Here is a 25,992-nt window from a genome sequence, read left to right on the forward strand (position 1 = left end):
TGGCATTGAGAGCCAAGAAATAATGGATGTGCAAAGCCAACTCCTTTTTATTGGGAGTTCTGCCAGACATTAAAATTATGGTGGCAGAACGAGAAAGGGTTCGCGGACTGGTACAACAACCAGCACACCCGAAGGTGTCCCTCTCCCGTCCTACCGCTACGGGAGGAGACGAGGAGATGCTCACACAAAATTATCCCTCAGAAAGGAATAATTCTGATGCTGTTGTAATCGGTCCGCGACGACCGTCTGGCAATGTAGGCCAGCAGGCAAAGAATAGTTCCCAACCCTTTTGCAGTCAAGCACGCAAAATGCCATTTGTTTTAAATTAAATCATTAAAAAAGTAAGGCTAAATAATAGGTGGGTTATTGTTAAGTGGGGCATTATAAACTTGAAATAGTTTCATCAAGAAATATTGATGGAGAACCATGTCCAATCACATCATTCCACTCATATTGCCCTATCGTAAGTTCTAATATTCGAGAGAAACGTTTCTCTATTAAATAATGTTCCTCTTTAGTAATTTTTAATTGTTCCCATTTTAATTTTAAAAAGAAACAGTCACTATTACTACAATAGAAACCTTCTTCAATGAATTCTTCAAGCCCTAAGAAGAAGACTAATGATAAGAAAAGTTTAATTTCTATATTTTGCCAATCCACATTTCTACGAGAAAAAACAGTATCATGACTGCAATCTTTATTGCTCATCTTAGCAATATTTATAGCTTTTATAATATACTCATTTTTTACAACATTAGACTCTTGATCAGAATCAAAATACTTTAACAAATAACGCCTTAAACATGATTCAGCTTGCATTTTACTAAAACCAAGTTCTTCAAAAGTACACGGTTTTTCAAACAAATATTGTAAAGTTACGATAGGTAATTCAATAGTATTTTCTTCAACAGAAGCATGTTCATATTCCCATAAAAATAATTTTCCTTGGAAAATAGGACATAAAAATTCTATCAGTGAGTTATAGGCATGATCAGGTTTAAAATCTTCTGCTGATATTTTTTTAGTCTTGCTAAACAGCTTTCCTTTTATATCTTGTGATTTAAGTAAATCCATATGCCCATAATGTTTTACTACTACTAGAAAATGCTTCCAAAATTCTGGATGATGTTCTAAAAGAACATGAGCCACTTGTAAAAGCTTTGAAAATTTATACCCTATTGGTTTGCCATGTTTTGCGCTTAAAATTGCTTTTATTAGGATAATGTATCCATCACCAAATGAACCTGTTTTGATTTCATAAAGTTCAAATTTTTCATCAAAAGAACTATGCCATTTCCAAAACCAACCATAATCGGTATCTCCATTTACCCAACCATATTCAAATAAATCTCTTAATTCATTAAAATCATCTGGAATTTCAGAATAATTAATATGTGAAAGCTGTTCCATTATCTTCATTAACTCCAGAGTAAAGAGAAATTTATTTAAAGAATTATATATAAATTTGATATGTTTCACATTATTTCTTACAATTGCCAATTACTCAAAATAATCTTCTATAAAAAGTTAGAGATAAATCTATGGCTGAAATGATTCCTGAAAGCATTTTAAAAATTCATAAAGCAACATCTGGTGAAAAGAAAATATTCAAAATTTTACGAGAAGCTCTTCATCCTGATGATGAACATTATGTTTGGTATGATACTCCTGTACTAGGTCGATATAGCGACTTTGTAATTTTCAGTCAAGATTTCGGCATAATAGTCTTAGAAGTAAAAGATTGGTCTAAAAATAGATTTAAAAGTTTTAATCCGCGTAAATTTCGCGGTAACTTCTATAATGAAAATGAAGAAGTAGAAGTTATAAACCCATTACAACAAGCAAGAAATTATGTCAATAAAATTCGAGACCTTGTAGGAAAGAATACTTCTCTAATTCAAACTGAAGGTGAATATTCAGGAAACATCCGCTTTCCTATTGGTAAATGTATTGCTTTTACAAATATGAACCGTAAAGAAGCAAATGAGTTAGGATTAATTAATGATTCAATAATACCAAATGATCAAGTATTATTTTCTGATGACCTTAATTTTGATTTAGATGATAGAGATGAATGTAAAAATTTTATCAAAAAAATAAAAGCTTCTTTAAAATTTGATCGCATTAATTTTCCTTTTGAACCACTAGGTTTTAAAGAGTTACAGCATCTAAGATATACTTTATTTCCTGAAATCCGTATTGGTGATCAAACAGAAATATTAAATATAAATAATATTAAAGCTTTAAGTATTGAACAAGAAAAAGTAGCAAAAAATATTGGTGAAGGTCATCGTATTCTAAAAGGTGTGGCAGGAAGTGGGAAAAGCGTTGTCCTCTCATGTCGTGCGAAGTACCTACAGCAGACAAATCCTGAGTGGAAAATTCTTGTTATATGTTTTAACCTTAATTTATTAAATCAACTTAAACTTAATATTTTAAATGAAAATTCACCATCAAATATCACTATTACTCATTTTCATGGACTAGTTAAGAAAATTACTCAAGCAAATTTAAAAAAATATCCAGATGAAGATCAAAGTCAATATAATGAGCGAATAGGTCATTTATTATTCGACCATATAAATGAAAATTCTACTGAAAAATATCAAGCGATTTTAATTGATGAAGGTCAAGATCTTTCAGATGATTGGGTGCGAGGAATAACCAATCTAATTGATCCTGAGACAAATAGTATCTTATTTTGCTATGACCCAGCACAGAATGTGTTTGGCAGAAAGCGTCCTAATTGGAAATCTGTGGGACTAACGGTACAAGGTAAAAAACCAACTGAACTTAAAGAATGCTATAGAAATACAAAAGAAATTCTTAAATTGGCAAGTTTATTTTCTGATGGTTCAAATGAAATATTAACAGATGAAGATGATTTATCTTCTCGTCTAATACCCAATATAGAATATTGCCATTCTGGCTCTGAACCAGTTCTTAAGCAGTTAAAAAATAGTGAAGAATTAACTTTATTTTTAACTAAAGCAATTCAAAAGGCAATTTCATCAGATAAATACACATTTAAGGATATTGGTATAATTATTGCGCCTAGCAGTAATGATTTTCTTCCACTGATCAGAAAAAACTTATTAGAGACTTTCGGCTCAGAAGCAGTCACTTTTTTACTAAGACGTGAAGAAAAGCTGAACTTTAATCCATTATTAAACAGTATTAAAGTTATGTATATTGAAGGCTGTAAAGGTCTAGAATTTCCAATCGCATTTTTTATTGGTTTAGATAGTATGCCTAGAGAAGATAGAGACCCAGAGGCTGAAAAATGTCTTGCATATGTAGGAATAACCAGAGCACAGCAACATTTAATTATCCCCTTTATAAATGAGCAAGGTTATATCTCTCACATTTATAATCATTTTAATTAGTTATAAATAAAATTGATGGGTAATCAGAATATTTTGACTACCCTTTCAAGCAAAAAACTAAATTATGGTAAAATATTAAAAAATTTTTATTCTATAATATATTAGTTTTATAGAATACATACTTTAGTATAAGTTCAATTCTACCAATTAAAGTAAAAACAAAATAAATTATATGTTATTATTTTTTATTTTTAGGATTAAATCATTTGAAAAAAACTATTGAAATTGAAAAATTAACATTTAATTCATCAATTGATTACTGTGAAAGAATTAGAGACATACTGATTTCAGATATTAAAAAAATCGAATTAGATTTTAGAAATTTAAGTACTATTGAACCTTTCGGAATAGTATATTTTTCAAACTTTATTAAAACTCTTACAAGGCTTAAAGATGTAGATTTTTCTTGTATTTATTATGATGATGAAAGTATAAGTTATGCTAAACATATGGGACTTTTTCAAAATTGTGGTTTTGATATTGGTAAAAAACCCAGGGAACTATTTCCTACTTGTGAAAAAAATCATATACCTATTACTATTATTGATGTAGAAACATTAAAAAAAGAAGCTCGAGATTCATATGAGGAAGTTGGTCAAATTATTGAAAATTATAGTGAGAACTTAGCAAAATTACTTACATCACAAAAAGAAACTATTTTAGTAGATACTTTAACATATTGTTTTAGGGAAATTCTTCGAAATGTTGTTGAGCATTCAGAATCTTCAAAAATTACTTTTTGCGCTCAATACTGGCCATATCTAAAAAAAGCAGAAATTGTGGTTTTAGATAGAGGTAAAGGCATTAAGAACTCTTTAAATGAAAACGATACACTACCCTATATTGAAAATGATAAAGATGCACTAAATTTCGCCTTATTACCAAGTATTTCCAGTAAAGTTCCATATGGTAGAAAACAAAAAAGAAGATCAGATGACTTTTGGAAAAACAGTGGATTTGGTTTATATATGACTCATCGTATAGCTGGGATGGGGGGCGATTTTTTTATTGCTAGTGGCAAACATGGTTTGCAATGGGTTCAAGATGAGAAAAGAGATTATAAAGTTAGATTAAAAGGCACTATATTACGCATGGTCATACAAACTAATAATATTAGTACATTACAAGAAACCCTGGGGAAATTTAGAACAGAGGGTTTTGCATTAGCCCAAGAATTAACAAAAATGGATATAGAACCCTCTACAGCATCTTTAATGCTTTCAAAGCATCGTAATACTTAAAAAATATTTGAGTGGCTATTTAACTGATATGTATAAATTATAGATATATACAAAATTTGATAGTTGATTAGAAACAACTAATCTTAATTATATTTACATTTGATACATAAAAAAGCCCCTGTTTTCGCAGAGGCTTTTTCAATTAAACAACTAATTATTTATGAGCCTAAAGCATAGCTGGTGAACCACTGCAAGCTGATTTATCAGAAATATTTTTCTACCTTAGTCATAAGTTACAAAACAAAACGATTAAAAAAACTATGTGGAACAAAAAAAATTGAGTTTTTAATAGTGATTTATAATGAAGATTCATATCTAATTTAGGTTTAAAAAACATGTCTAAAGTCGACGCAATGGTACAAGAAATTAATACTTTTTTAGTTCAAAATGGCTATCCACCTTGCTCTCATATAAATCAATTCACATCTGAGCAATGGTTTGATTTTTCAAAAATTGCCTCAAACCAGTATCGCCACTTAGCGCTAGGTGATCTTTTCAAGAAGTTTGCTATAGACACAGCTACCAAAACTCCTATTAGATGGTAACAACACAACCACCAAAAAGGAGCTTCTAGCTCCTTTTTGACTTTAAGAATTTGATAACTGCTAATTACTATTGAATCGCATCTCACGACGCTAGTCTATAACACGTAGATGTAAACAAAGCGACTCTATTATTCAAACCGTCTGTTATCACAACTTCATAATGCGCGAATTTTTTACTACTTCCGACCTTGGTTGCCGTTGCAAATAACACCTTATCTTTCGCACCACTCATATAGCGAATATCAGCCTGTAGGCCTGTATATGGCGCATCCCCTGCATTACAAGCCATCGCAAAAGCAATATCGGCTAAAGAAAATATGACACCACCATGCACGCCGCCCAAGGCATTCATGTGTTCGTCTTTTACATTAAGTTGACAACGCGCTTCATCAAAACTGCGATGCAGCACTTGAACACCCAATAGCTCTGCGAATTGATCAACCGCAGTGTTTTCATTTTTTTGCACAAACGTCTCCCTACTCGTGCGAGTATTCCTTAAATGTGATGAACCTATCTGTATTGAAATCGACTGATTAACAGCCGTTAAACGCTATCTTGTTTAATCTGATAGTTTGAAGAACTAAAGTCCTTATAGGTCAGGCGGTCATCCAACTCTGAGCTTAAAGGCTGAACTTCTTGCATTGTACTTAAGCAGCGCTGTGCAAGCTCAATGTATTCTTGCGTGCCTCTGGTTTTCCACTTTTTTTCTTGTTCTGATAAATCACGTGCAACTTTGGCTGGACTCCCCATTGCCAATACATTTGCCGGAATTATATCTTTGGTTTTGACTAAGCTATTTGCACCAATAATAGTGTTTTCACCAATTTCGGCATAGTCCAAAATTACGCTGTTCATGCCAACCAAAACATTTTTACCAATGCGGCAGCCATGCAAAATTGCCCCATGCCCAATGTGCCCCATTTCCTCAACTAAAGTCACGCTTTGCGGAAAGCCATGTACGGTGCAGCTATCTTGTATATTGGCATTTTGCTTAATATGGATACGACCAAAATCGGCACGCAATGAGGCAAATGGCCCTACATATACGCCCGCTTCAATAATCACATCACCAATTAAAACAGCCGTTGGGTGTACAAAAGCCTCTGGGCTAACGACGGGAATAACACCGTCAATACTATAACAAGGCATGATTTAACCTCTCATTTGTCGCCACCAAACCTCCGAAACGGCGCCAATAATGTGCTGTGGCATTTGGCATTGGTCCTTCTGCTGTTGCGGCAACAGACAAGAAGTATTCATCGGCAGGTTCAAATACTTTTTTATAAATATTCATTGATAAAGTTCGTGCACTAATCGCAGGCCAGTCAGTTGGTAACAACTCAAGCGGTAGCGCTGGGTCTTTCAATAAAATCCGTCGATAATAATGAATCAGCAAAGTTCGAATTTGAAAGGCCTGTACAGGTTCGAGCTGTTCATTTTCTTGCATCAGCAACACGCCAATTTCTCTAAAAATATCAAGAAACTGTAGATATCTTTGGCGTAATTCATCGATTGGCCAATTGGTTCTGAGCATACGACCAATGGTATCGACCGAGTTATTAAAGAGCTGCAAGGTTTCGGCTTTAAACACCACCACTTGCTCACTCATATTTAAGTCAACCAACAAGCGTTGCAGTTCAATACGGTTACAACCCGGATATGCCATTAAGTTTGTCGAAATATTGGCAAACCCTAACCACTCGAGTTCTTTCTTTAACAACGCTTTATTTTCAGTGTCGAGGCTAGACATCAGAATAAGATCCCAATAATGGTCCCACTCTTTCATCTGGTCGTTATAAATGCGTTGCTCAGCTTGCAAATAGGTCGAACGGCTCGAATCGGTAATTCGATAAAAACTGGTTCTGCCGATTTTGTCTGAACATAACCAATCATTTTTAACTAAACGAAAAACAGAGGTTCTTACAGCACGGTCATTAAAACCAAACAGTTCTAATAACTGAATCAGGCTTGCAAGACTAATGTTTCCACCCCGATGAAGTACTGAATCTCCAAAAATTGTCGAAATAAGCGAAGTTCCACTTAAGGTCTCATTCTTTACAACAGAATCAATTATTTGCTGTATTTTTGCACTCATACTCATGTCTTGGCGTTTAGTTTCAGGGTATAGATTCTATACCCTGAATGATCTTGATGTTAAGCAATCTGACGCATATCGATTACCCGCTTTGCCTTACCTTCCGAACGAGGTAAGGTCGCTTCTGTAACAACCTCTACAGTAACGCTAATCCCAATCATGGTTTTAATACGTTTCATCAACTCCTGAGCAAGTTGATTGGCCTGTATATTACAGTTATGACACATCTCTGTACGAATATGCAAAGTATCCATATGTCCTTTTTTAGTCACCAAAATTTCATAATTTGGAACTAAATGCGGAACTTGCAAAATTTGCTCTTCAATTTGGGTAGGGAAAACGTTCACGCCGCGAATAATCAGCATGTCGTCACTACGGCCAACAATTTTATCCATTTTACGCATCGCCAGATTTTCTCCCGCCAGTAAACGAGTTAAATCACGGGTACGGTAACGAATAATCGGTAAACCTTCTTTGGTAATGGTGGTAAAGACTAACTCGCCAAGTTCACCATCTTTACAGACTTCACCCGTTTCAGGGTTAATAATTTCTGGGTAGAAATGATCTTCCCAAATGGTTAGCCCTTCGCCCTCACCTAGACATTGCATAGCAACGCCCGGCCCCATTACCTCAGATAAACCATAAATATCGAGTGCTTTAATATTTAAGCGTTCTTCAATTTCACGGCGAAGTTCGTTGGTCCACGGCTCGGCACCAAAAATACCGACTTTTAAAGACGTATTACGCGCAGTTCCAAATTGTTGTTCGAGCTTTTCAATAATGCTCACGCAATACGATGGCGTAACCATAATTGCAGTCGGTTTAAAGTCTTGAATAAGCTGAACTTGCTTTTCAGTTTGTCCACCAGACATTGGAATAACCGTTGCACCTAAGCGCTCGGCACCATAATGTGCACCTAAACCACCTGTAAATAGTCCATAGCCATAAGCCACCTGAACCATATCTTTCGCGGTTAAACCTGCCATGCGTAAGCAACGCGCAACAATGTCCGACCAAGTATTAATATCTTTTTGGGTGTAACCCACCACCGTCGGTTTACCCGTTGTGCCCGATGATGCATGTAAACGCACAATTTGCTCTTGCGGTACGGCAAACATTCCAAACGGATAGTTGTCTCTTAAATCCTGTTTGGTGGTAAATGGAAACTTCGCCAGATCGTCTAAAGTGACGAAGTCGTCAGGATGTACACCTGCGTCATCGAACTTTTTCTTATAGACCGGACTATTTTCATATACAAAAGTCAGGGTTTGTTTTAACCGTTTAGTTTGCAGCTCTCTAAGCTCTGCAAGTGTTAATTGTTCAACATTATCCGTTGTAAGGCTGTCCATCGCCTATCTCCTCATTATGTAATTTTTAAAACCGTCTAAATTAATTTAAATTTTCCAAAATCAGTGCGACGCCTTGTCCCACACCCACACACATTGTGCAAAGTGCATAGCGTCCACCACGTTTTTTTAGCTCACGTGTTGCCGTAATCACTAAACGTGTACCGCTCATACCGAGCGGATGTCCTAACGCAATCGCACCACCATTTGGGTTCACGCGTTCATCGTCATCTTTTAAACCAAGTTCACGCATACAAGCTAAAGACTGGGCTGCGAATGCTTCATTCAGCTCAATCACATCCATCTGATCTAGCGTTAAACCTGTTTGCTTTAAAATCTTCTGCACAGCTGGAACAGGACCTATACCCATATATTTGGGTTCAACACCTGCACTTGCAATGCCAATTACACGTGCTAAAGGTTTTAAACCATGTGTATCTGCAAATTCACGGTTGGTAATTAACACACACGCGGCACCATCATTTACACCAGAAGCATTTCCGGCAGTCACCGAGCCACCTTCTTTTCTAAAAGGCGCTTTTAGTTTTGCAAGTGCTTCAAGTGTCGTTTCACGCGGATGTTCATCGCGACTAACAACGTTCACGTTTTTCTTACGGTCTACAATCTCGACAGGCAAAATCTCATCGTTAAAGAAACCGTTTTGCTGTGCCGCAGCGGTTTTTTGTTGGCTACGCAATGCAAATACATCTTGGTCTTCACGACTAATCTGGTATTTTTCAGCTACATTTTCGGCAGTTTCAGGCATGCTGTCGGTGCCGTATTGTGCTTTAAGTTGCTTATTTACAAAGCGCCAGCCAATGGTGGTGTCATAAATTTCAGGTGTACGGCTAAAAGCTTCGGTTGGTTTAGCTTGCACAAATGGTGCACGGCTCATTGACTCAACACCACCTGCCAACACAAACTCTGCTTCACCTGCTTTAATTGAGCGTGCCGCAAGGCCTACTGCATCTAGACCTGAAGCACACAGGCGATTGACCGTCATCGCTGGCACTGTATCAGGTAAGCCTGCTAAGAGTGTTGCCATACGTGCAACGTTACGGTTGTCTTCACCTGCTTGGTTAGCACAACCTAAAAACACTTCGTCTACCGTATTCCACGGTAAGTTCGGGTGTTTATCTTTTAAATATTTGATCGGCAATGCAGCTAAATCATCTGCACGTACAGCACTTAAGGCACCTGCATATCGTCCAATTGGGGTACGAATAAAATCGCAAATTAAAACGTCTTCCATGTTGACTCCTGATTATGCAAATTCGGTCATATCACGTGAATATTGAGTAGCAATGTTTTGAGTTTTTGCTACGTATTGCTTGAGGTAGATACTCGCGCGATATTTTTCCTCTCCATACAGTGCATATAAGTTATTTAAAGTTTGGAGCACATAAGCACCGCCCATTTGTGTCAACCACTGGTAAGGACCTTTAGGATAATTCACTCCATATTTCATGGCATTATCAATATCTTCCAGACTCGCAACTCCATGTAAACTTGCTTCGCAGGCTTCATTAATGAGTAAAGCGATGGTGCGTAAGGTTAACAGTGCCGGATGGTCTTTAATCCACATCACGCTCATGCCAAACTGTGCAAAGTAAGCTTCGACTTTAGCGAGGTCACTTGCTTCACAAAGTTCGTTATGACTGAGTACTAAAGCCTCTGCTTGCTCAAAATCATGGTGCCAATCCATTAAAACCACTTTACGGTTTAAATAATGAATATTGGCTGACTCACCTTGGCTTAAACGTAAGTCGATATCATCGATTTGAAGGATATTGTCATCACTCGCAGATCCGCTTTTTAAACTTAAACGTGTTAAAAAAGCAGGTAACTGAGACCAAGTCCCTTTGAGCTGAATATGGGCATCAACTGGTTTGGCGGTTACAGCTTGAGGCTGAAATGTCTCGTACTGATTTTTTTCGTTATAACTATAGAAGCCCTGTTTGGACTTACGCCCCCAAGCACCTGCATCGACTAATTCTTTTTGAATGAGGCTTGGACGGTAGCGTGGCTCGTAAAAGAACTCTTGGTAAACGCTTTGCGTCACCGAAAAGTTAACATCTTGACCAATGAGGTCAGTGAGTTCACACGGCCCCATCGCAAAACCGCCACATTGCTTTAAGGCATAGTCTAGCTGGTCGTAGCTGGTGACTTGTTCTTGCAGTGCTCTAAAGCCTTCTGCATAAAATGGACGTGCAATTCGGTTAACAATAAAACCAGGAGTGGACTTGGTGAGTACTGGAATTTTTTTCCAATTCAGCATCAAGTTTTTTAAAGCCAAACATAAGCTGTTTGGTGTTTTTAAGCCTTGTACAATTTCAACCAATTTCATGACTGGCGCAGGGTTAAAAAAGTGTAAACCCACTACGCGCTCAGGGTGAGCAATGCCCGCCGAAATTGCAGTCACTGAAATTGAAGATGTGTTACTTGCAAAAATGGTTTGCTCACTACAAATTTCAGCAAGTTGTTTAAATAAAGACTGTTTAACTTCTTTTTTCTCAATGACTGCTTCAATCACCAAGTCAGCATCACGGAGTGCTTCAACTTGATTGACCACAGTTAGACGCGCTAAAGCTTCATCAGCTTGCTGCTGTGTGAGCTTGATCTTTTCGACTAGCTTTTTAAAAGTCTGCTCCAAGCCGTGGGCGGCTTGTTGCGCTTTTTGAGCGTCCAGATCATATAAAACAGTCGAGTGCCCATTGACGATCGCTAACTGGGCAATGCCGATGCCCATGGTGCCAGAACCAATAACGGCAATTCGGGCACGAGATAAATCTAAATCTGTCATGCTTAGCGCCCTTTAAAATTTGGTTCACGTTTATTCATAAAGGCTTGTACACCTTCACGATAATCTTCGGAACGACCCGCAATACGTTGTAAGTCACGCTCTAACAGCACTTGCTCATCAAAGGTGTTATTACTTGATTGATGAATGGCTTTTTTAATGAGAGATAGACCAAATGTAGGCTGTTTCGCTAAACGCTCTGCGAGTTCAGTCACTTTTGTTTTAAGTTCAGCGTCTTCTACAACATCCCAAATCATGCCCCATTCTTTTGCGGTTTCTGCTGGGAGCTTGTCACCTAACAAAGTTAAACCCATCGCACGTGCATGGCCTACAGCACGTGGTAAAAACCATGTACCCGCCGAGTCTGGAACCAGTCCTAAGCGGCAAAAGGCTTGTACAAAGTTTGCCGATTTAGCTGCAATCACCAAATCACATGCCAGTGCAATATTTGCTCCTGCACCTGCTGCCACACCATTTACGGCGCAAATCACAGGCTTTGGCATATTTACAATCGTTTTAATGAGCGGGTTATAGTAAGTTTCAATGGAATATCCTAAATCTGGAGCTTCAGCATTTGGGTCTACTACACGATCACCTAAATCTTGCCCTGCACAGAAGCCGCGGCCTTCACCACTAATCACAACACAGCGAACATCTGGATTTTTAGTCCACAGGTTTAAAACTTCAGCCACTTCACGATGCATATCTACGTTGAAGCTATTTAGTGCTTTTGGGCGGTTAAATGTCAGGTAGCCAACACCATTTTTTTCTTCAGCAATAATATTTTGATAGTCCATCACTCACCTCTAAACACTGGCTTTCTTTTCTCAAAGAAAGCATTAATCCCTTCGTTTCGATCTTTTGTAGCCGCCAGCCAGACAAAGTTTTGACGTTCAAACTTGAGTCCCTGACTTAAAGTCGTTTCATGAATACTTTTAATTGATTGTTTAATCACGCGAATCGCTAAAGGCGCTTGTTTGGCAATTTTGGCTGCAAGTTGAACCGCATATTCAACGGTTAATTCGGTCGGAACCACTTGACTGCAAATGCCATGTTGCTCCGCCTGTTTTGCCGAAATCATCTCACCTGTCATGGCCCAGCGCATCGTGAGTTGTTGTCCAACCAAGCGTGCTAAACGCTGTGTTCCACCTGCACCCGGCAACATACCAAGGCCAATTTCAGGTAGTGCAAAACGGGCATTTTCACCGCAAATCACCATATCTGAATGCAAAACCAACTCAAACCCAGCGCCTAAGGCATAACCATTGACTGCACTAATCAGTGGTTTACTAAACGCATCAATTTTTTGCCAAAGCTTCGGACGAATATCGAGTTGCAAAGTCACGGCGTCCATTGCAGCCAACTCGCTAAGATCTGCTCCAGCAGCAAAACATTGTGAGTTACCCGTTAAAACCACCGCTTTAACTTGAGCATTGTGCTCAGCTTCTTCGAGCAACTCGCATAAACACTGCAATGTTGCATTGTTTAAAGCATTTCTTTTTTCTGGACGGTTTAGGGTTAATAACAAAACACCGTCAGTTGCTGTGCTGACTTTGATCAACTCTTGCATGACAGCCTCTACTCATCAAAACTCAAACGAACATTTGGGCCTTTTGGTAAGGTTTGACAGCTCAGCACATAGCCCTTTTCAACTTCATCTTTTTCAAGGCTATAGTTAAGGAACATATCGACTTCACCAGAAACAACTTTACAACGGCAAGTCGCACACACCCCACCTTTACAGGCATATGGCAAGTCAGCACCTGCGCGTAAAGCCGCATCAAGAATACTTTCATCATCCTGAGCCACAGACACAATCAGTTCACGACCATCTAAAATGATGTTTACTTTTTCTTCTTTACGGTTTGCATCAGCTTCAGCGCTACGTTTACGAGCCTGCCCTGTATGGAAACGTTCGGTGTGGATTTTTTCTTTTGCAATACCATAGTTTGGCAACGTGCTTTCTACGGCATTCATCATTTCGTCTGGACCACAGGCAAACACATGATCAAAACTCGTTTCAAGCACATCAAAATCAAAAAGTTGTTTAAGCTTTTCTTCATCAATACGGCCATTCATCAGCTCACTATCGTTGAACTCACGAGAAAAAATATTGATGAGTTGAAAGCGTTCTTTAAACTGATCTTTCAAATCCATAATTTGCTCGGCAAACATGGTTTGTTTCCATGAGCGATTGCCATAGAGCAAGGTAAATTTCGCTTCTGGTTGTTCAAACAACACTTGCTTAACAATCGATAAAATTGGGGTAATACCACTGCCCGCAGCAACACCTAAATAGTTTTGTCCACCCATCTTGGCTGCTTTTTGAAAAAACACACCTTGTGGTGGCATGACTTCAAGCACATCACCTACTTTTAAATGGTCATTGGCCCAGTTTGAAAACTGACCCTGATCAATTTTTTTAACCGCAATGCTGATGTCTTCTTTTGCTGCATAGCTACAAATTGAATAACAACGGCGGATTTCACCCGCTTCAGTTAAGTGGCGAATGGTTAAGTGTTGACCCGGTTGAAATTGAAATTGTTCTTGTTGTTCAGGTACAACATCAAATGCAATACAAATTGCCTGATCGGTTTGAGGCGTAATACTTTTTACTTTTAATGGTACAAATTGGCTCATGGCTGATTTCCTTATCTAAAGACTTAAATACATTTGAAGTAATCAAAAGGCTCAAGACAGTCCTGACATTTATAAAGTGCTTTACAGGCGGTAGAACTAAACTCTGTTAACAGTCGGGTATGTCGGCTTTTACAACGTGGGCACTCAACACCATCTTTTAAGTCAACATGAGTACCACACTGATGCGCCAACCCTTCAGGTGGTGCAATGCCATAGACTTGCAGTTTCTTTTTACCCGCTTCAGACATCCAGTCCGTGGTCCATGCTTCTGACAAATCGACCATGACTTTGACTGGTGTCAAAGCTTCTGCGGTAAAGGCTTCAGCAATTTGTGCTTTGAGCATATCTGTTGCTGGGCAACCGCTATATGTCGGAGTTAGACGAACAATAATTTCTTGTTGATCGTTAATCTCTACACCACGAATCATGCCTAAATCCACAACAGATAAAACCGGAATTTCAGGGTCACTTACCGTTTGTAGAACATCCCAACATTGGTCGATGCAATGACGAATCATTTGCATGGCTCACCTCCTTGTCTTACCAGGTCATTCCCGGATAAGTTCTTTGAATACATTGCATTTCAGCCAACAAATAACCCAAATGCTCAGTATGCAATCCTTGTTTCGCACCACGGCGATAAGCACCGTTCACAGCAACATTTAATTCAAAACGCTTAAGCTCATCTGCAATGGTTTGGTTCCATTGTTCTTTTTCATTTGAAAAATCTGGAATCATGCCTTCTGCAACTAGTGTTTGCTCGTCTGCATTGAGTTCAAATAATTCAGCGGTAAAGCGCCATAAATTATTTAATCCATCTTGCACACGTTGATGTGCTTCATCTGTGCTTAAACTTAAACGTTCCATCCAGCTTGTTGAAAAACGGATGTGATATTTCACTTCTTTTAAAGATTTCACGGCAAGCGCACTGACTTCTGGAAGCGAACTCTGGGTTAAAGCCGTAAATAAATGAAGATGGTAATGATCCATCAACCACTGGCGTACAATCGTTTGTGCAAAATCACCATTCGGTTGTTCGCATAACAATAGGTTTAAAAACTCACGTTCAGTACGGAAATATGCAAGCTGATCTTCATCACGTTTAGCTTCATCATATTGACCAGCCAAAGTCAGAAAGTTTCTTGCCTGACCCAACAAGTCCAAACCGATGTTTGCTAAAGCGATATCAACTTCAAGCTCAGGTGCATGCCCGCACCATTCAGCCAAACGCTGAGATAAAACCAGTTGACTGTCGCCAATATGCAATAAGAATTTAGATAAAACTGAATGATTCATGTGTCATCTCCCTTACATGTGCTCAATGCCATCTGGGATATGGTAAAAAGTCGGATGACGATAAACCTTGTCTAGAGAAGGATCGAAAAATTCTGCTTTTTCATCTGGCTGTGATGACTTAATCAGTTCAGAACGAACCACCCAAATGCTAATTCCTTCATTACGACGCGTGTAAACATCACGAGCATGTTGCAGTGCAATCTCATCATCAGGTGCTCTTAAGCTGCCTACGTGACGGTGACTTAAACCTTGTTTACTACGTACAAATACTTCGTAGAGCGACCAGTTGTTTTTATCTTCCATTTTGATTTCCTCAAATTTTTCCATAAATCTTGTTAAGCCACTTTATTTGCTTCAAGCTGCTGTTTTTTCGCATAGACCACTGCTGCATCACGAACCCATTTGCCGTTTTCCCATGCCTTACGGCGTGCTTCGATACGCTCGTGATTACATGGTCCACGTCCGGCAATCACTTCATTAAATTCGTGCCAGTCGATCTCGCCAAATTCGTAGTGGCCTGTTTCTTCATTCAGTTTTAAATCTGGGTCTGGAACTTCCAAACCTAGCTGTAAAATTTGCGGCACAGTGTTATCAACAAACTTTTGACGTAATTCATCGTTACTAAAACGTTTGATTTTCCATGCCATGCTTTGCGCGCTGTTTGGAGAATGCTCATCACTTGGACCAAACATCATGAGTGCTGGCCACCAATAGCGATTTACCGCATCTTGTGCCATCTGTTTTTGTTCTGGTGTACCGCCTGCTAAAGCCATCATGGCTTCAAAACCTTGGCGTTGGTGGAAACTTTCTTCTTTACAAATACGTACCATTGCACGTGCATATGGCCCGTAAGACGTACGGCAAAGCGCAACTTGGTTCACAATGGCTGCCCCATCGACAAGCCATCCAATTGCAGCAACATCTGCCCAAGTCAAAGTTGGATAGTTAAAAATTGATGAGTATTTCATTTTCCCATCAATTAATTTTTCCATCATGTCATCACGGTCAGCGCCTAAAGTTTCTGCTGCACTGTACAAATACAAACCATGACCCGCTTCATCTTGCACTTTCGCGAGCAAAACCGCTTTACGTTTTAAAGTTGGCGCACGAGTAATCCAGTTCCCTTCAGGCAACATACCTACAATTTCAGAATGGCCATGTTGCCCAATTTGACGAATCAATGTTTTGCGGTAGGCATCGGGCATTTGATCCTTAGCCTCGATCGTAATTTCATTGGCAATATTTTGTTCAAATTTCTGGTAATTGTTTTCCATTCTTTCATTCCCTGTAGGCATCACCCTTAAATCTATTTTTCGATACACCAAAAACAAAGTCAACCACTTTTTTAGTATCAAATTAAATTACCAACAGTAAAACACAACAAATTATTGAAATTATTAAATTTAAACTAATTGCAAAAAACCTTTTTACTTTTACAAATCAAAATAAAGTTGACTTTTAGACAAATTAATCTGAAATTATGAATCATATTTTTGCAATTTTTATAATTGATGTATCACATAAAAAAGGAGTTTGGTCATGCTTGAACAAGCACACCTAGAAGGAACCTCAACTGACACAGATTTTCAGCAGTCTGAGCATCAACTGCCTCATCTTGCTTCTTCTGTCTATGGAACATGGCATTCGACCAGTGAAGAACTGCGCCCTGTTTATCATGCTATTACAGGTGAAGCGATTTATACCGTAAGTAGTCATGGCATTGATATGAAACGTGTTGTTCAATATGCCAAACAAAATGGTTCAGAACTGGCTAACTGGACGTTTCACCAACGTGCTAATGCGTTAAAACAAATTGCCCAACATTTACTTGAGCGTAAAGAAGAGTTCTACAAACTTGCTTATGCAACAGGTGCAACTCGTAAAGATGCATGGATTGATATTGAAGGCGGTATTCAGACCTTATTCGCTTATTCGAGTCTGGTTCGTCGTGAACTTAATGATGAAAAAATTATTACTGAAGATAGCTGGATTCAACTCTCTAAAAATGGCACTTTCGGCGCTAAACACATTTTAAGCCCTAAAGCGGGTGTTGCCGTTCACATTAACGCTTTTAACTTCCCAATTTGGGGAATGCTTGAAAAAATTGCACCGACGCTACTTGCGGGTGTGCCATGTATTGTTAAGCCAGCAACCGATGGCTCTCAATTAACTCAAGCGGTTGTAAAAGCGATTGAAGAAGCACACGTATTACCAAAAGGTTCGCTGCAACTTATTTGCGGTCAGACGTATGACCTGTTAGAGCATTTAGGTCCACAAGACTGCGTTACCTTTACAGGTTCTGCTTATACAGGTCAAAAACTGCGTAACCATCCTCACCTTAATAAATATTCAATTCCATTTAGCATGGAAGCCGACTCGGTAAACAGTGCAATTTTAAGCCCTGAGGCAAATGAAGAAACTGTCGATTTATTTGTGCGTGAAGTCTTCCGTGAAATGACCACCAAAGCAGGCCAAAAATGTACGGCCATTCGTCGTGCATTTGTTCCTGAAAATTTGTTAGCTACGGTACAAGAGAAACTAACTGCCAAACTTGCTAAAGTTGTAGTGGGTGACCCGCAAAAAGAAGAAACCACCATGGGTGCTTTGGCGAGCCTTAAACAAAAACATGACGTTGCAGAAAAAGTTGCCGAACTCAGCAAAGACGCAAAAATTGTTTTTGGTGGCAATGATAGTTTTACATTTAATGCAGATCATCCTGAAAAAGGTGCTTTTTTCGCTCCAACTTTATTGCTGTGCGAACAACCTTTACAAGCGACACATGTTCATACCACAGAAGCTTTCGGTCCGGTATGTACACTCATGCCATATAGCAACATTGAAGAACTAGCTGATCTTGTTTCACGTGGTGAAGGTAGCTTAGTGGCTTCAGTCGTTAAAAATAACGATGAGAATATTGAACAAATTATTCAAAAAATTGCACCTTGGCATGGCCGTGTGCATGTACTCGATGCAGAGTCCGCAAAAGAAAGTACAGGACATGGTTCTCCACTTCCGCATTTAGTACATGGCGGTCCTGGTCGTGCAGGTGGCGGTGAAGAGTTAGGTGGTATTCGCGCTGTTAAACATTATATGCAGCGCACTGCAATTCAAGGTTCTCCAAATAGCCTGACGCAAATTACCCACTCATGGACTGCTGGCTCAAAAGTTAATGAAGACCGAGTACATCCATTTAAAAAGTCTTTTGATGAGTTAGTGATTGGTGAACGTTTATTAACGGCGCGTCGCACAGTAAGCGAAGCAGATATTGTTAACTTTGCTGGTTTAAGCGGTGACTATTTCTATGCACATACCGACAAAATTGCAGCTGCCGAATCTTTCTTTGGTGAGCGCGTTGCACACGGCTATTTCATTGTGTCTGCCGCAGCTGGTCTATTTGTAGATGCAACACAAGGTCCGGTTATTGCCAACTACGGTATGGACAACTTACGCTTTGTTGAACCAGTTAAAATTGGTGATTCGATTCAGGTTGAATTGACCTGTAAGCAAAAAACACCTAAGCCACAAAAAGACCCATCTCAGCCTGCGCATGGCGTTGTTGTATGGGATATTAAAGTCAAAAACCAACGCGGTGAACTTGTCGCAACTTATGACATTTTAACTTTAGTTGCTCGTGATTTATAAATAGAACTCAAACTGATGGATAGCTAATATCCATCAGTTTTTTATCTTACTAGGCGTTGAACTTAAACTACAAGAAATAATAATCAAAAAATAAATATGCCTAGCGCTGCTGTTGTTCCTTTTTATACTAAAAAATTTCAAAATTTGTACTATTAAAAACTGTCCTATGAGGAAATACAGGAATCCTTTTTGCCAATCAGTCGCAATTTGTTAAGATGGCAAGCTTGAGAAATTAAGTTAAGCTCTCACACACTGTTGACTCAATTTTGACATAAAAAAGGTACACTAAAAGGTATACTTTTTTCTTTGATTAAGTCCAATTCATACAGAAGTTGTTAGAATTGGCTAGATGACCAAACGTAAAATATTATTGATTTTTTAAGGGTTTATTACGCATGAATAGCGCTGAAATCATGGCCGATCTCTCCTCTCACACTCCAATGATGCAGCAATATCTCAAGGTTAAAAAAGACTATCAACATGCGTTGCTGTTTTATCGTATGGGCGACTTTTATGAACTATTCTTTGAAGATGCCCATTTAGCAGCTAAACTTTTAGGTATTACCTTAACCCATCGTGGTAAAGCAAACGGCAACCCGATTCCAATGGCAGGCGTTCCCTATCATTCGGCAGAAGGTTATCTTGCACGTCTTGTCAAAGCTGGGCGAACTGTAGCCATTTGCGAGCAAGTGGGAGAAGTGACAGGTAAGGGCCCGGTTGATCGTAAAGTTGTTCGTATTCTTACACCTGGTACTTTAACTGATGATGCATTACTCAGCAGTTATCAGTCTTCTAATCTCGTTTCATTATGCATTCATCAAAACCAGATTGGTTTCGCGTTACTCGACTTAAGTGCAGGCATTTTTAAAGTTCAACAACAAGATTACAAGCCAGAACAATTGCCTATTGAACTTGCGCGTTTAATGCCAAGTGAAATCTTGATTGATGAAGACTTGGTCGACACAAATATTATCGAGCAAATTAAAAAACACTTAGAATGCCCTGTTACCAAACGTCCAAATGTAGACTTCAATCTAAATAACGCACAAAAAACTTTATGTGACCAGTTTACGGTATCAACACTTTCAGGTTTTGGTTTAGACCCACTGCCTTTAGCTAAAGCTGCTGCCGCTGCACTCATTCACTATGCAAAAGAAACACAAAAAACTGCATTACCACATATCCGTTCAATTCAGCTTGAGCAAAGTACAGACTTTATTGCGCTTGACCCAATCACGCGCCGTAATCTAGAAATTATCGAGCCACTATTTGAACATGGCACCTCATTATTCCAACTGGTAAATGACTGCCAAACTGCAATGGGGGGGCGTTTATTAAGCCGAACACTCATGCAACCTGTTCGTGATACTGCCTTACTCGATGCTCGTTTAGATGCGATTGAGCAACTCATTCAAGGCTATCACGAAAGCCCTGTTCGTTTAGTGCTTAAAGAAATTGGTGATATTGAACGTGTGCTTAGCCGTGTTGCACTAGGCAGTGCACGACCACGTGATTTGGTGCAACTTCGTCATGCATGTGCACAAATTCCAGCTTTAAGAACGGCGTTAACTCCAGTCATTCAAGCGAAAAAATCTAAGTTATTAGTTCAGCTTGATCAAGAACTTGGAGATTTTAAAGCGCTTCATCAGCATTTGATGGCAGCTATTGTTGAAAACCCTCCTGTATTACTTCGTGATGGCAATGTAATTGCAGAAGGATATGATGCCGACCTTGATGAATTACGCCAAATTCGCGATCATGCAGGTCAGTTCCTCATTGATTTAGAAATCAAAGAACGCGAGCGCACAGGTATTAACACCCTTAAAATCGGCTATAACCGTGTAAGCGGTTACTACATCGAATTGACTCGTGCTCAAGCAGAACAAGCCCCTGCTGACTATATTCGTCGCCAGACTTTAAAAAATGCTGAGCGCTACATTACGCCAGAGCTAAAAAGTTTCGAAGATAAAGTTCTGTCGAGCGAATCGCGCGCATTAGCACGTGAGAAAGCATTATTCGAAGCTTTGCTTGAAAATCTTCGTGAAAATATTGCTCACCTACAAATGATGAGTTCAGCAATTGCTCAAATTGATGTGGTGGCAAACTTTGCGCATCAAGCACGTCTAAACAATTGGGCACGTCCTGAATTTACCCCAGAAACGGGCATTAAAATTCAGGCGGGTCGTCACCCTGTGGTTGAAGCATTAAATAAAGCACCATTTACACCAAATGATACTTTCCTTGATGCTCAGCACCGTATGGCAATTATTACCGGTCCAAACATGGGCGGTAAATCAACCTTCATGCGTCAAACAGCATTAATTAGTTTACTTGCTTATTGCGGTAGCTATGTTCCAGCTAAAGCAGCCAAGCTTGGTCCAATTGACCGAATTTTCACTCGTATTGGTTCAGCCGATGATTTATCTACAGGCAAATCTACCTTTATGGTTGAAATGACAGAAACTTCGCAAATTCTGCACCATGCCACCAATCAATCGCTGGTTTTAATGGATGAAGTTGGCCGCGGAACCAGTACTTATGACGGTTTATCTTTAGCATGGGCTTGCGTGGTTGATTTAACAAAGCGCGTAAAATGTTTATGTTTATTTGCCACTCATTATTTTGAGTTAACTGAACTTGGTAGTGAAGCAGGAATTGATAACTATCATGTGACGGCGCAAGAGCTTAACGGCAACCTGATTTTATTGCATAAGGTTCAGCAAGGCCCTGCAAGTCAAAGCCATGGTTTACAAGTCGCAAAATTAGCGGGCATTCCTGCCAATGTCATTAAAGAAGCACAGAAGCGTTTACGCATTTTGGAAAAACAGCAGCAGCAACATCTACAAACTAGTTTTCAAAATGATTTGTTTGCTCCACCAGATGCGAACTCTGGTTCACAAATCATAGAAAAAGTTGTCGAAATAGAAGTTTCATCCCCTGCTCTAGATTTACTTAAGCAAATTGAAGTCGATAACTTATCGCCTCGTCAGGCGCTTGAACAACTCTATGAGCTGAAAGCTGCACTCAAATCTTAATAAATCACGTCTGAATAAGCAGGCTTAGGTCTGCTTATTCATCTCGGAGAATAATATTTATATGATCTTAAGATCTTTGCAAAGTTCAGAAATCGATCTTATTTGGCAGCAAATTAGCCGCCGTGAATTAATTACTCAAAACTACATACAAAAACAGCAGCATCTAGACTTAGTTGATTGTTTTTTTGATGTACAACATTGGGACTCATATCATCTAGAAAATGACCCACCAAAACTGAAACAACTCTTTGAGCAAGGTTCAATATTTATCGGCGCATTTGATGCTTCTAAAAAACTGGTTGGTGTGAGCGTGGTCTCAAATCAACTTATAACGGACTACCCGCAAGCGAAATTATTCCACTATTTCTATGTCGATGCAGACAAACAAGGTCAAGGCATTGGCACTAAGCTTATGCAAGCCGCAAAAGCATCCGCCAAGCAACTCGGTGCAAAGCAACTGTATATTTCAGCAACCCCAAGTCGGCGCACTGTAGACTTCTATATGAAGCATGGTGCAGAACCTCTAAGTGCTCCAGATCAAGAACTTTGGCAACTCGAACCTGAAGATATTCATTTAGTGTGTAACGTTTAGCTCTAAATATTAAAGATTTTCAGCCCCAAAAAGCTGAAAATCAAAATTTGTAAAAGAAAAAATGAAAAGTTAAGGTATTTATTAAAATAGATGCCTTGACTTAAATGACATCTAAATAATTAAATAAAATAATTTTTAAGTTATTGTTTTATAAAATATATTATTATTTTAATTTTATAGACAAGCAGTTCATAAGACTGAAAGATTTGTTTGATTATCAACGTATTAACTTATCTTCATATGCATGAATAAAGAATATCAATAAAAGCAATTGTTTGTTTACCCCTTTTTTGCCTAAAATAAGCTATTCGAAATGAAACCATATTTTTTAGGTAGCTGTCGCCATGACCTTTGTTGTCACTGAAAATTGTATTAAATGTAAATACCAAGATTGCGTAGAAGTTTGTCCTGTTGACTGTTTCTACGAAGGTCCGAATTTCCTAGTGATTAATCCGGATGAATGTATTGACTGTGCATTATGTGAACCAGAGTGCCCGGCAAATGCAATTTTCTCTGAAGATGAGTTACCAGAAGGTCAGGAAGTGTTTATTGAATTAAATGCTGATCTTTCTCAAAAATGGCCTAACATTACGCAAATTGGTGATCAACCAGCTGACCGTGAAGAATGGAACGGCAAACCTGATAAATTACAATATCTTGAAAAGTAATTTCAAAAAAAGATCAGCAACCGCTGATCTTTTTTATACCCTATTCAAACATTTCATTGCAAATTCCTCGTAATTTGTGCACTGTTTTGCATTAAAATAGCCGCAATATTTATAAGTGCTTAATTTTTCTTATGCGGAAGTTTTTGCAGAGTCTGGTGCCCTTATGCATAATCCCAGCGGTTATGGTAGGTTGTGTCAGCTCTCCCCAACACACAACAACAGGCAAAACCTCTCCAAGTGGTAAACGAATCTTTATTCCACAAGAGCGCGTTATTATCGAGCGCCCGATCCCCCCTAAAGTTGAGCCTGCGTCTTATCGAGGCTGGTTAAGTTCTGGTGAAAATTACCAACGTGTTCGTGAATACGAAAATTTCTTAACCCGAAACAACGTCGCAGGCATTGTGCCAAGTTTTGAGTTATTACGCTCAGCACGTGATTGGCAAAAATGTGGACGCTCAGAATATGCCGTACCTAATCGCGAACTTTGGGGCAATTCTTTATCAACCCTACGCGTATTTAAATATTTAGTTGCAGCAAAAGTTCTAACCGACTTTGAAGTAACCTCGGTTTACCGTGACTTACCTTTAAATGAATGTGCTGGTGGCGCAAGCTCATCTAAACATTTATTTAACTCGGCAATCGATTTCCGTATTGGCCCTGAGTTCCCGCAAGCTCAAGATTATGCTTTTATCGAAAATACCAAATTTAAACTTTGTCAGTTCTGGGCTCAGCATGGCCAAAGCTTAAATATGGGTATTGGCTTATACAGCTCTGGGCAAATTCATATTGATACTCAAGGCTATCGTACTTGGGGACCAGACCTCACCCGAAACAGTTCGATGTGTAATTTCTAATTCAAAAAACTCCTTTCAACTGAAAGGAGTTTTTTATTGTTCATTTCTCAATCAACCAAAATTTCTTGAAACGAAGATTTTTGCACTCTAGGCATAAACGTTTAAAATAGCCCGATCAATATATAGGTAAATTTGATTATGCAGCAGATGTGGACAGACATTGACGAATATATCGATTCACATTTAATTCCTGAAGACCCGCGACTCGAATATGCATTAAAGAATACCGATGAACACGGCTTTTCAAATCATCTTGCCGTGGCGCCTAACCAAGGAATGTTCTTGCAGATGCTTATTCAAATGAATAAATGCAAACGAGTCTTAGAAATTGGTACCTTTGCTGCATACAGTACCATCTGGTTGGGCCGAGCTTTGCCTGAAGATGGCTATTTACTCACAATTGAAGGCCGTGCTACTCATGCAGAAATGGCTCAAAAAAATATTGACCATGCTAACCTTCCGGTAAAAGTCGATCTTAAAGCTGGCCGCGCCGCTGATATTCTGTCTGCAATTGATCCTCAATCTATCGAGCCTTTTGATTTCATTTTCATTGATGCAGATAAACAGGGTTATCCTGAATATTTAGAATTGAGCCTAAAATTCTCTAGATCAGGTACGATTATTGTGCTGGATAATGTAATTCGCGCAGGTGATATTTTAAATCCAGACAATAAAAAACCGAGTATCGAAGGCATCCGTGAAATGTTTAAAGCTCTCGAAAATCATCCACAAATATTGTCTTGTACAGCCTTACAAACAGTCGGTTCAAAGGGCCATGATGGCTTCGCAATTGCAATTGTGAAATAATGGTTAAAAAATCATCTTTTTTATTTTATTATTTATAATCAACAAATTACTTTTATTACTGTTGCTTTTCCATATAGTTATCCACAAGATTTGCGGATAACTATATGGAAATCTCATCATTTAGCCACAAGTAACGGTACAGTCGCGTTTCTGAATATGGTTGTCGCAATACTTCCTAAGAAGAATTGATGAATCTTGCTATGACTAAATGCCCCTAGCACAATAATTTGAATACCGTGTTCTTGTTGGTACTCTAAAATATTTTGTGCAACATCACCATATCGGTAAACGGTCACTACATCTAAGCCTGCTTCTTTCAGGTAATGCTCTGGCTCATTCAATATTTCAGGATGGTCACCTACATATACCAAATGACATTGCAGTGTTCGCAATAAATCACTTTGGGCAATACGGCGCATCATTTTTTGACAAGTTGGTGAATATTCATAGGCAAAGATAAAACGGGTTGGCACTTTAAAGTTTTCACCAATAGTCAAAACTGTACAGTTAGCACCACGGATAAAGTTTTCAACATTACTACCGATTGGTTTCTGTTTCTCGGCAGCCCGCTCCCCAACTCGACCTAAAATGACGATGTCATTTTCATGCAAAAGATTAAAACTTTGCTCTAAAAAATCGCCTTTTTCTTGAATTTTTGAACTCGTAATTCCATGTTTTTCTTGAATAAGATCAGAAATGTGACGGAGTAAATTATTGCTATAGTCTAAAGCGAGTTCACTTTGTTTTTGTTCCAGCTCAGCTAACTCTTTTAGCAGCATTGCATTGCTTTCAAAGCCAATTACCCCACTAATTTCACCAAGATGATAACTGGCTGGGTAATAATCTAGAATTTGTAATAATACAAGTTCCCGTCCGGTTGCTTTAGCAACCCATGCTGCTGCATCGGCAATAGCATTAATACACGGTGATGAGTCAATACACGCAATAACACGGTTCATGTTAGCCTCTCTTCTTCAGGTCTATTGCCTTGGAGATTATTCTTAAAACTTATCTTTAACTTAACATAGATAAAAATTGGTATGTT

24 protein-coding genes are annotated in these 25,992 nt (G+C 38.7%); 9 read left to right on the top strand and 15 right to left on the bottom strand.

What is annotated here, in order from left to right; genetic code table 11:
* Positions 1-381: 381 nt before the first annotated feature.
* Entirely contained in the window at positions 382-1,410 is a 1,029-nt protein-coding gene (locus tag MJX77_RS17980) for a DUF7829 domain-containing protein (protein WP_252060012.1), read from the bottom strand.
* A gap of 131 nt (positions 1,411-1,541) precedes the next feature.
* On the opposite strand from MJX77_RS17980, the gene MJX77_RS17985 reads away from it, so the two are divergent.
* The 3 genes from MJX77_RS17985 (at position 1,542) to MJX77_RS17995 (ending at position 5,172) form a co-directional block, all read left to right on the top strand.
* Complete coding sequence (locus tag MJX77_RS17985) at positions 1,542-3,386, top strand: nuclease-related domain-containing DEAD/DEAH box helicase (protein ID WP_252060014.1); 1,845 nt, start codon at positions 1,542-1,544, stop codon at positions 3,384-3,386.
* Between the two features lie 206 nt (positions 3,387-3,592).
* Positions 3,593-4,627, top strand: coding sequence for an ATP-binding protein (locus MJX77_RS17990; RefSeq protein ID WP_252060017.1), 1,035 nt, complete (start codon positions 3,593-3,595; stop codon positions 4,625-4,627).
* 335 nt (positions 4,628-4,962) lie between these two features.
* A complete protein-coding gene (locus MJX77_RS17995; protein WP_252060020.1) occupies positions 4,963-5,172 on the top strand; it encodes a hypothetical protein in 210 nt (69 codons plus the stop codon).
* A gap of 82 nt (positions 5,173-5,254) precedes the next feature.
* Here MJX77_RS17995 and MJX77_RS18000 read toward each other — a convergent pair whose 3' ends face one another.
* From MJX77_RS18000 to paaA, 13 genes are all read right to left on the bottom strand, one after another.
* Positions 5,255-5,638, bottom strand: coding sequence for a PaaI family thioesterase (locus MJX77_RS18000; protein WP_252060022.1), 384 nt, complete (start codon positions 5,636-5,638; stop codon positions 5,255-5,257).
* Between the two features lie 77 nt (positions 5,639-5,715).
* The gene (locus MJX77_RS18005) at positions 5,716-6,321 is read right to left on the bottom strand and encodes a DapH/DapD/GlmU-related protein (RefSeq protein ID WP_252060024.1); all 606 of its coding nucleotides are present in this window, start codon (positions 6,319-6,321) and stop codon (positions 5,716-5,718) included.
* Positions 6,308-7,273: a phenylacetic acid degradation operon negative regulatory protein PaaX gene (gene paaX, locus MJX77_RS18010; protein WP_000062822.1), complete on the bottom strand. Its 966-nt coding sequence runs from the start codon at positions 7,271-7,273 to the stop codon at positions 6,308-6,310. Before paaX ends, MJX77_RS18005 begins: the two co-directional genes overlap by 14 nt.
* A 53-nt stretch (positions 7,274-7,326) precedes the next feature.
* A complete protein-coding gene (gene paaK, locus MJX77_RS18015) occupies positions 7,327-8,616 on the bottom strand; it encodes a phenylacetate--CoA ligase PaaK (protein ID WP_016144874.1) in 1,290 nt (429 codons plus the stop codon).
* 40 nt (positions 8,617-8,656) lie between these two features.
* Positions 8,657-9,865, bottom strand: a complete 1,209-nt coding sequence (gene pcaF, locus MJX77_RS18020) for a 3-oxoadipyl-CoA thiolase (protein WP_252060026.1) — start codon at positions 9,863-9,865, stop codon at positions 8,657-8,659.
* A gap of 12 nt (positions 9,866-9,877) precedes the next feature.
* Positions 9,878-11,416: a 3-hydroxyacyl-CoA dehydrogenase gene (locus MJX77_RS18025; protein ID WP_252060028.1), complete on the bottom strand. Its 1,539-nt coding sequence runs from the start codon at positions 11,414-11,416 to the stop codon at positions 9,878-9,880.
* Positions 11,417-11,418: 2 nt separating this feature from the next.
* Positions 11,419-12,210: a 2-(1,2-epoxy-1,2-dihydrophenyl)acetyl-CoA isomerase PaaG gene (paaG, locus tag MJX77_RS18030; protein ID WP_005041595.1), complete on the bottom strand. Its 792-nt coding sequence runs from the start codon at positions 12,208-12,210 to the stop codon at positions 11,419-11,421.
* Positions 12,210-12,983: an enoyl-CoA hydratase-related protein gene (locus tag MJX77_RS18035; protein WP_252060030.1), complete on the bottom strand. Its 774-nt coding sequence runs from the start codon at positions 12,981-12,983 to the stop codon at positions 12,210-12,212. The genes paaG and MJX77_RS18035 overlap by 1 nt, the downstream gene beginning before the upstream one ends.
* 8 nt (positions 12,984-12,991) lie before the next feature.
* Positions 12,992-14,053, bottom strand: coding sequence for a 1,2-phenylacetyl-CoA epoxidase subunit PaaE (gene paaE / locus MJX77_RS18040; protein ID WP_107881558.1), 1,062 nt, complete (start codon positions 14,051-14,053; stop codon positions 12,992-12,994).
* 23 nt (positions 14,054-14,076) lie between these two features.
* Positions 14,077-14,577, bottom strand: a complete 501-nt coding sequence (paaD, locus tag MJX77_RS18045; RefSeq protein WP_252060032.1) for a 1,2-phenylacetyl-CoA epoxidase subunit PaaD — start codon at positions 14,575-14,577, stop codon at positions 14,077-14,079.
* A gap of 16 nt (positions 14,578-14,593) precedes the next feature.
* Positions 14,594-15,349 carry a 1,2-phenylacetyl-CoA epoxidase subunit PaaC gene (gene paaC, locus MJX77_RS18050; protein WP_252060034.1) on the bottom strand — a complete coding sequence of 252 codons (756 nt, stop codon included), beginning with the start codon at positions 15,347-15,349 and terminating at the stop codon, positions 14,594-14,596.
* A gap of 12 nt (positions 15,350-15,361) precedes the next feature.
* Positions 15,362-15,652 (bottom strand): 1,2-phenylacetyl-CoA epoxidase subunit PaaB, encoded by a 291-nt coding sequence (paaB, locus tag MJX77_RS18055; protein WP_000389648.1) that lies wholly within the window; start codon positions 15,650-15,652, stop codon positions 15,362-15,364.
* A gap of 32 nt (positions 15,653-15,684) precedes the next feature.
* The gene (paaA, locus tag MJX77_RS18060) at positions 15,685-16,623 is read right to left on the bottom strand and encodes a 1,2-phenylacetyl-CoA epoxidase subunit PaaA (protein WP_004793398.1); all 939 of its coding nucleotides are present in this window, start codon (positions 16,621-16,623) and stop codon (positions 15,685-15,687) included.
* 265 nt (positions 16,624-16,888) lie between these two features.
* On the opposite strand from paaA, the gene paaZ reads away from it, so the two are divergent.
* The 6 genes from paaZ (at position 16,889) to MJX77_RS18090 (ending at position 24,947) form a co-directional block, all read left to right on the top strand.
* On the top strand, positions 16,889-18,991 hold the full coding sequence (paaZ, locus tag MJX77_RS18065; RefSeq protein WP_252060036.1) for a phenylacetic acid degradation bifunctional protein PaaZ: 2,103 nt from the start codon (positions 16,889-16,891) through the stop codon (positions 18,989-18,991).
* A 395-nt stretch (positions 18,992-19,386) separates the two neighbouring features.
* Positions 19,387-22,026: a DNA mismatch repair protein MutS gene (gene mutS, locus MJX77_RS18070; protein WP_252060039.1), complete on the top strand. Its 2,640-nt coding sequence runs from the start codon at positions 19,387-19,389 to the stop codon at positions 22,024-22,026.
* Between the two features lie 61 nt (positions 22,027-22,087).
* Positions 22,088-22,618, top strand: coding sequence for a GNAT family N-acetyltransferase (locus MJX77_RS18075; RefSeq protein ID WP_252060042.1), 531 nt, complete (start codon positions 22,088-22,090; stop codon positions 22,616-22,618).
* A gap of 344 nt (positions 22,619-22,962) precedes the next feature.
* The gene (fdxA, locus tag MJX77_RS18080) at positions 22,963-23,286 is read left to right on the top strand and encodes a ferredoxin FdxA (protein ID WP_003650851.1); all 324 of its coding nucleotides are present in this window, start codon (positions 22,963-22,965) and stop codon (positions 23,284-23,286) included.
* 131 nt (positions 23,287-23,417) lie between these two features.
* Entirely contained in the window at positions 23,418-24,140 is a 723-nt protein-coding gene (locus tag MJX77_RS18085) for a D-Ala-D-Ala carboxypeptidase family metallohydrolase (protein WP_174746768.1), read from the top strand.
* Positions 24,141-24,278: 138 nt separating this feature from the next.
* Positions 24,279-24,947 (top strand): O-methyltransferase, encoded by a 669-nt coding sequence (locus MJX77_RS18090; protein ID WP_252060045.1) that lies wholly within the window; start codon positions 24,279-24,281, stop codon positions 24,945-24,947.
* A 116-nt stretch (positions 24,948-25,063) separates the two neighbouring features.
* Here the strand turns inward: MJX77_RS18090 and MJX77_RS18095 are convergent, their stop codons facing one another.
* Positions 25,064-25,906 carry a universal stress protein gene (locus MJX77_RS18095; protein ID WP_252060047.1) on the bottom strand — a complete coding sequence of 281 codons (843 nt, stop codon included), beginning with the start codon at positions 25,904-25,906 and terminating at the stop codon, positions 25,064-25,066.
* Positions 25,907-25,992: the final 86 nt, after the last annotated feature.

It is taken from the genome of Acinetobacter sp. AHP123 (genome assembly GCF_023757925.1).
In the GTDB taxonomy this organism is placed as follows: domain Bacteria; phylum Pseudomonadota; class Gammaproteobacteria; order Pseudomonadales; family Moraxellaceae; genus Acinetobacter; species Acinetobacter oleivorans.

Coding starts and splice junctions, on each gene's coding strand:
- MJX77_RS17980 (WP_252060012.1), bottom strand. CDS start 1,410: ATGGAACAGCTTTCACATATTAATTATTCTGAAATTCCAGATGATTTT.
- MJX77_RS17985 (WP_252060014.1), top strand. CDS start 1,542: ATGGCTGAAATGATTCCTGAAAGCATTTTAAAAATTCATAAAGCAACA.
- MJX77_RS17995 (WP_252060020.1), top strand. CDS start 4,963: ATGTCTAAAGTCGACGCAATGGTACAAGAAATTAATACTTTTTTAGTT.
- MJX77_RS18005 (WP_252060024.1), bottom strand. CDS start 6,321: ATGCCTTGTTATAGTATTGACGGTGTTATTCCCGTCGTTAGCCCAGAG.
- paaX (WP_000062822.1), bottom strand. CDS start 7,273: ATGAGTATGAGTGCAAAAATACAGCAAATAATTGATTCTGTTGTAAAG.
- paaK (WP_016144874.1), bottom strand. CDS start 8,616: ATGGACAGCCTTACAACGGATAATGTTGAACAATTAACACTTGCAGAG.
- pcaF (WP_252060026.1), bottom strand. CDS start 9,865: ATGGAAGACGTTTTAATTTGCGATTTTATTCGTACCCCAATTGGACGA.
- MJX77_RS18025 (WP_252060028.1), bottom strand. CDS start 11,416: ATGACAGATTTAGATTTATCTCGTGCCCGAATTGCCGTTATTGGTTCT.
- paaG (WP_005041595.1), bottom strand. CDS start 12,210: ATGGACTATCAAAATATTATTGCTGAAGAAAAAAATGGTGTTGGCTAC.
- MJX77_RS18035 (WP_252060030.1), bottom strand. CDS start 12,983: ATGCAAGAGTTGATCAAAGTCAGCACAGCAACTGACGGTGTTTTGTTA.
- paaE (WP_107881558.1), bottom strand. CDS start 14,053: ATGAGCCAATTTGTACCATTAAAAGTAAAAAGTATTACGCCTCAAACC.
- paaD (WP_252060032.1), bottom strand. CDS start 14,577: ATGCAAATGATTCGTCATTGCATCGACCAATGTTGGGATGTTCTACAA.
- paaC (WP_252060034.1), bottom strand. CDS start 15,349: ATGAATCATTCAGTTTTATCTAAATTCTTATTGCATATTGGCGACAGT.
- paaB (WP_000389648.1), bottom strand. CDS start 15,652: ATGGAAGATAAAAACAACTGGTCGCTCTACGAAGTATTTGTACGTAGT.
- paaA (WP_004793398.1), bottom strand. CDS start 16,623: ATGGAAAACAATTACCAGAAATTTGAACAAAATATTGCCAATGAAATT.
- paaZ (WP_252060036.1), top strand. CDS start 16,889: ATGCTTGAACAAGCACACCTAGAAGGAACCTCAACTGACACAGATTTT.
- mutS (WP_252060039.1), top strand. CDS start 19,387: ATGAATAGCGCTGAAATCATGGCCGATCTCTCCTCTCACACTCCAATG.
- MJX77_RS18075 (WP_252060042.1), top strand. CDS start 22,088: ATGATCTTAAGATCTTTGCAAAGTTCAGAAATCGATCTTATTTGGCAG.
- fdxA (WP_003650851.1), top strand. CDS start 22,963: ATGACCTTTGTTGTCACTGAAAATTGTATTAAATGTAAATACCAAGAT.
- MJX77_RS18085 (WP_174746768.1), top strand. CDS start 23,418: ATGCGGAAGTTTTTGCAGAGTCTGGTGCCCTTATGCATAATCCCAGCG.
- MJX77_RS18090 (WP_252060045.1), top strand. CDS start 24,279: ATGCAGCAGATGTGGACAGACATTGACGAATATATCGATTCACATTTA.
- MJX77_RS18095 (WP_252060047.1), bottom strand. CDS start 25,906: ATGAACCGTGTTATTGCGTGTATTGACTCATCACCGTGTATTAATGCT.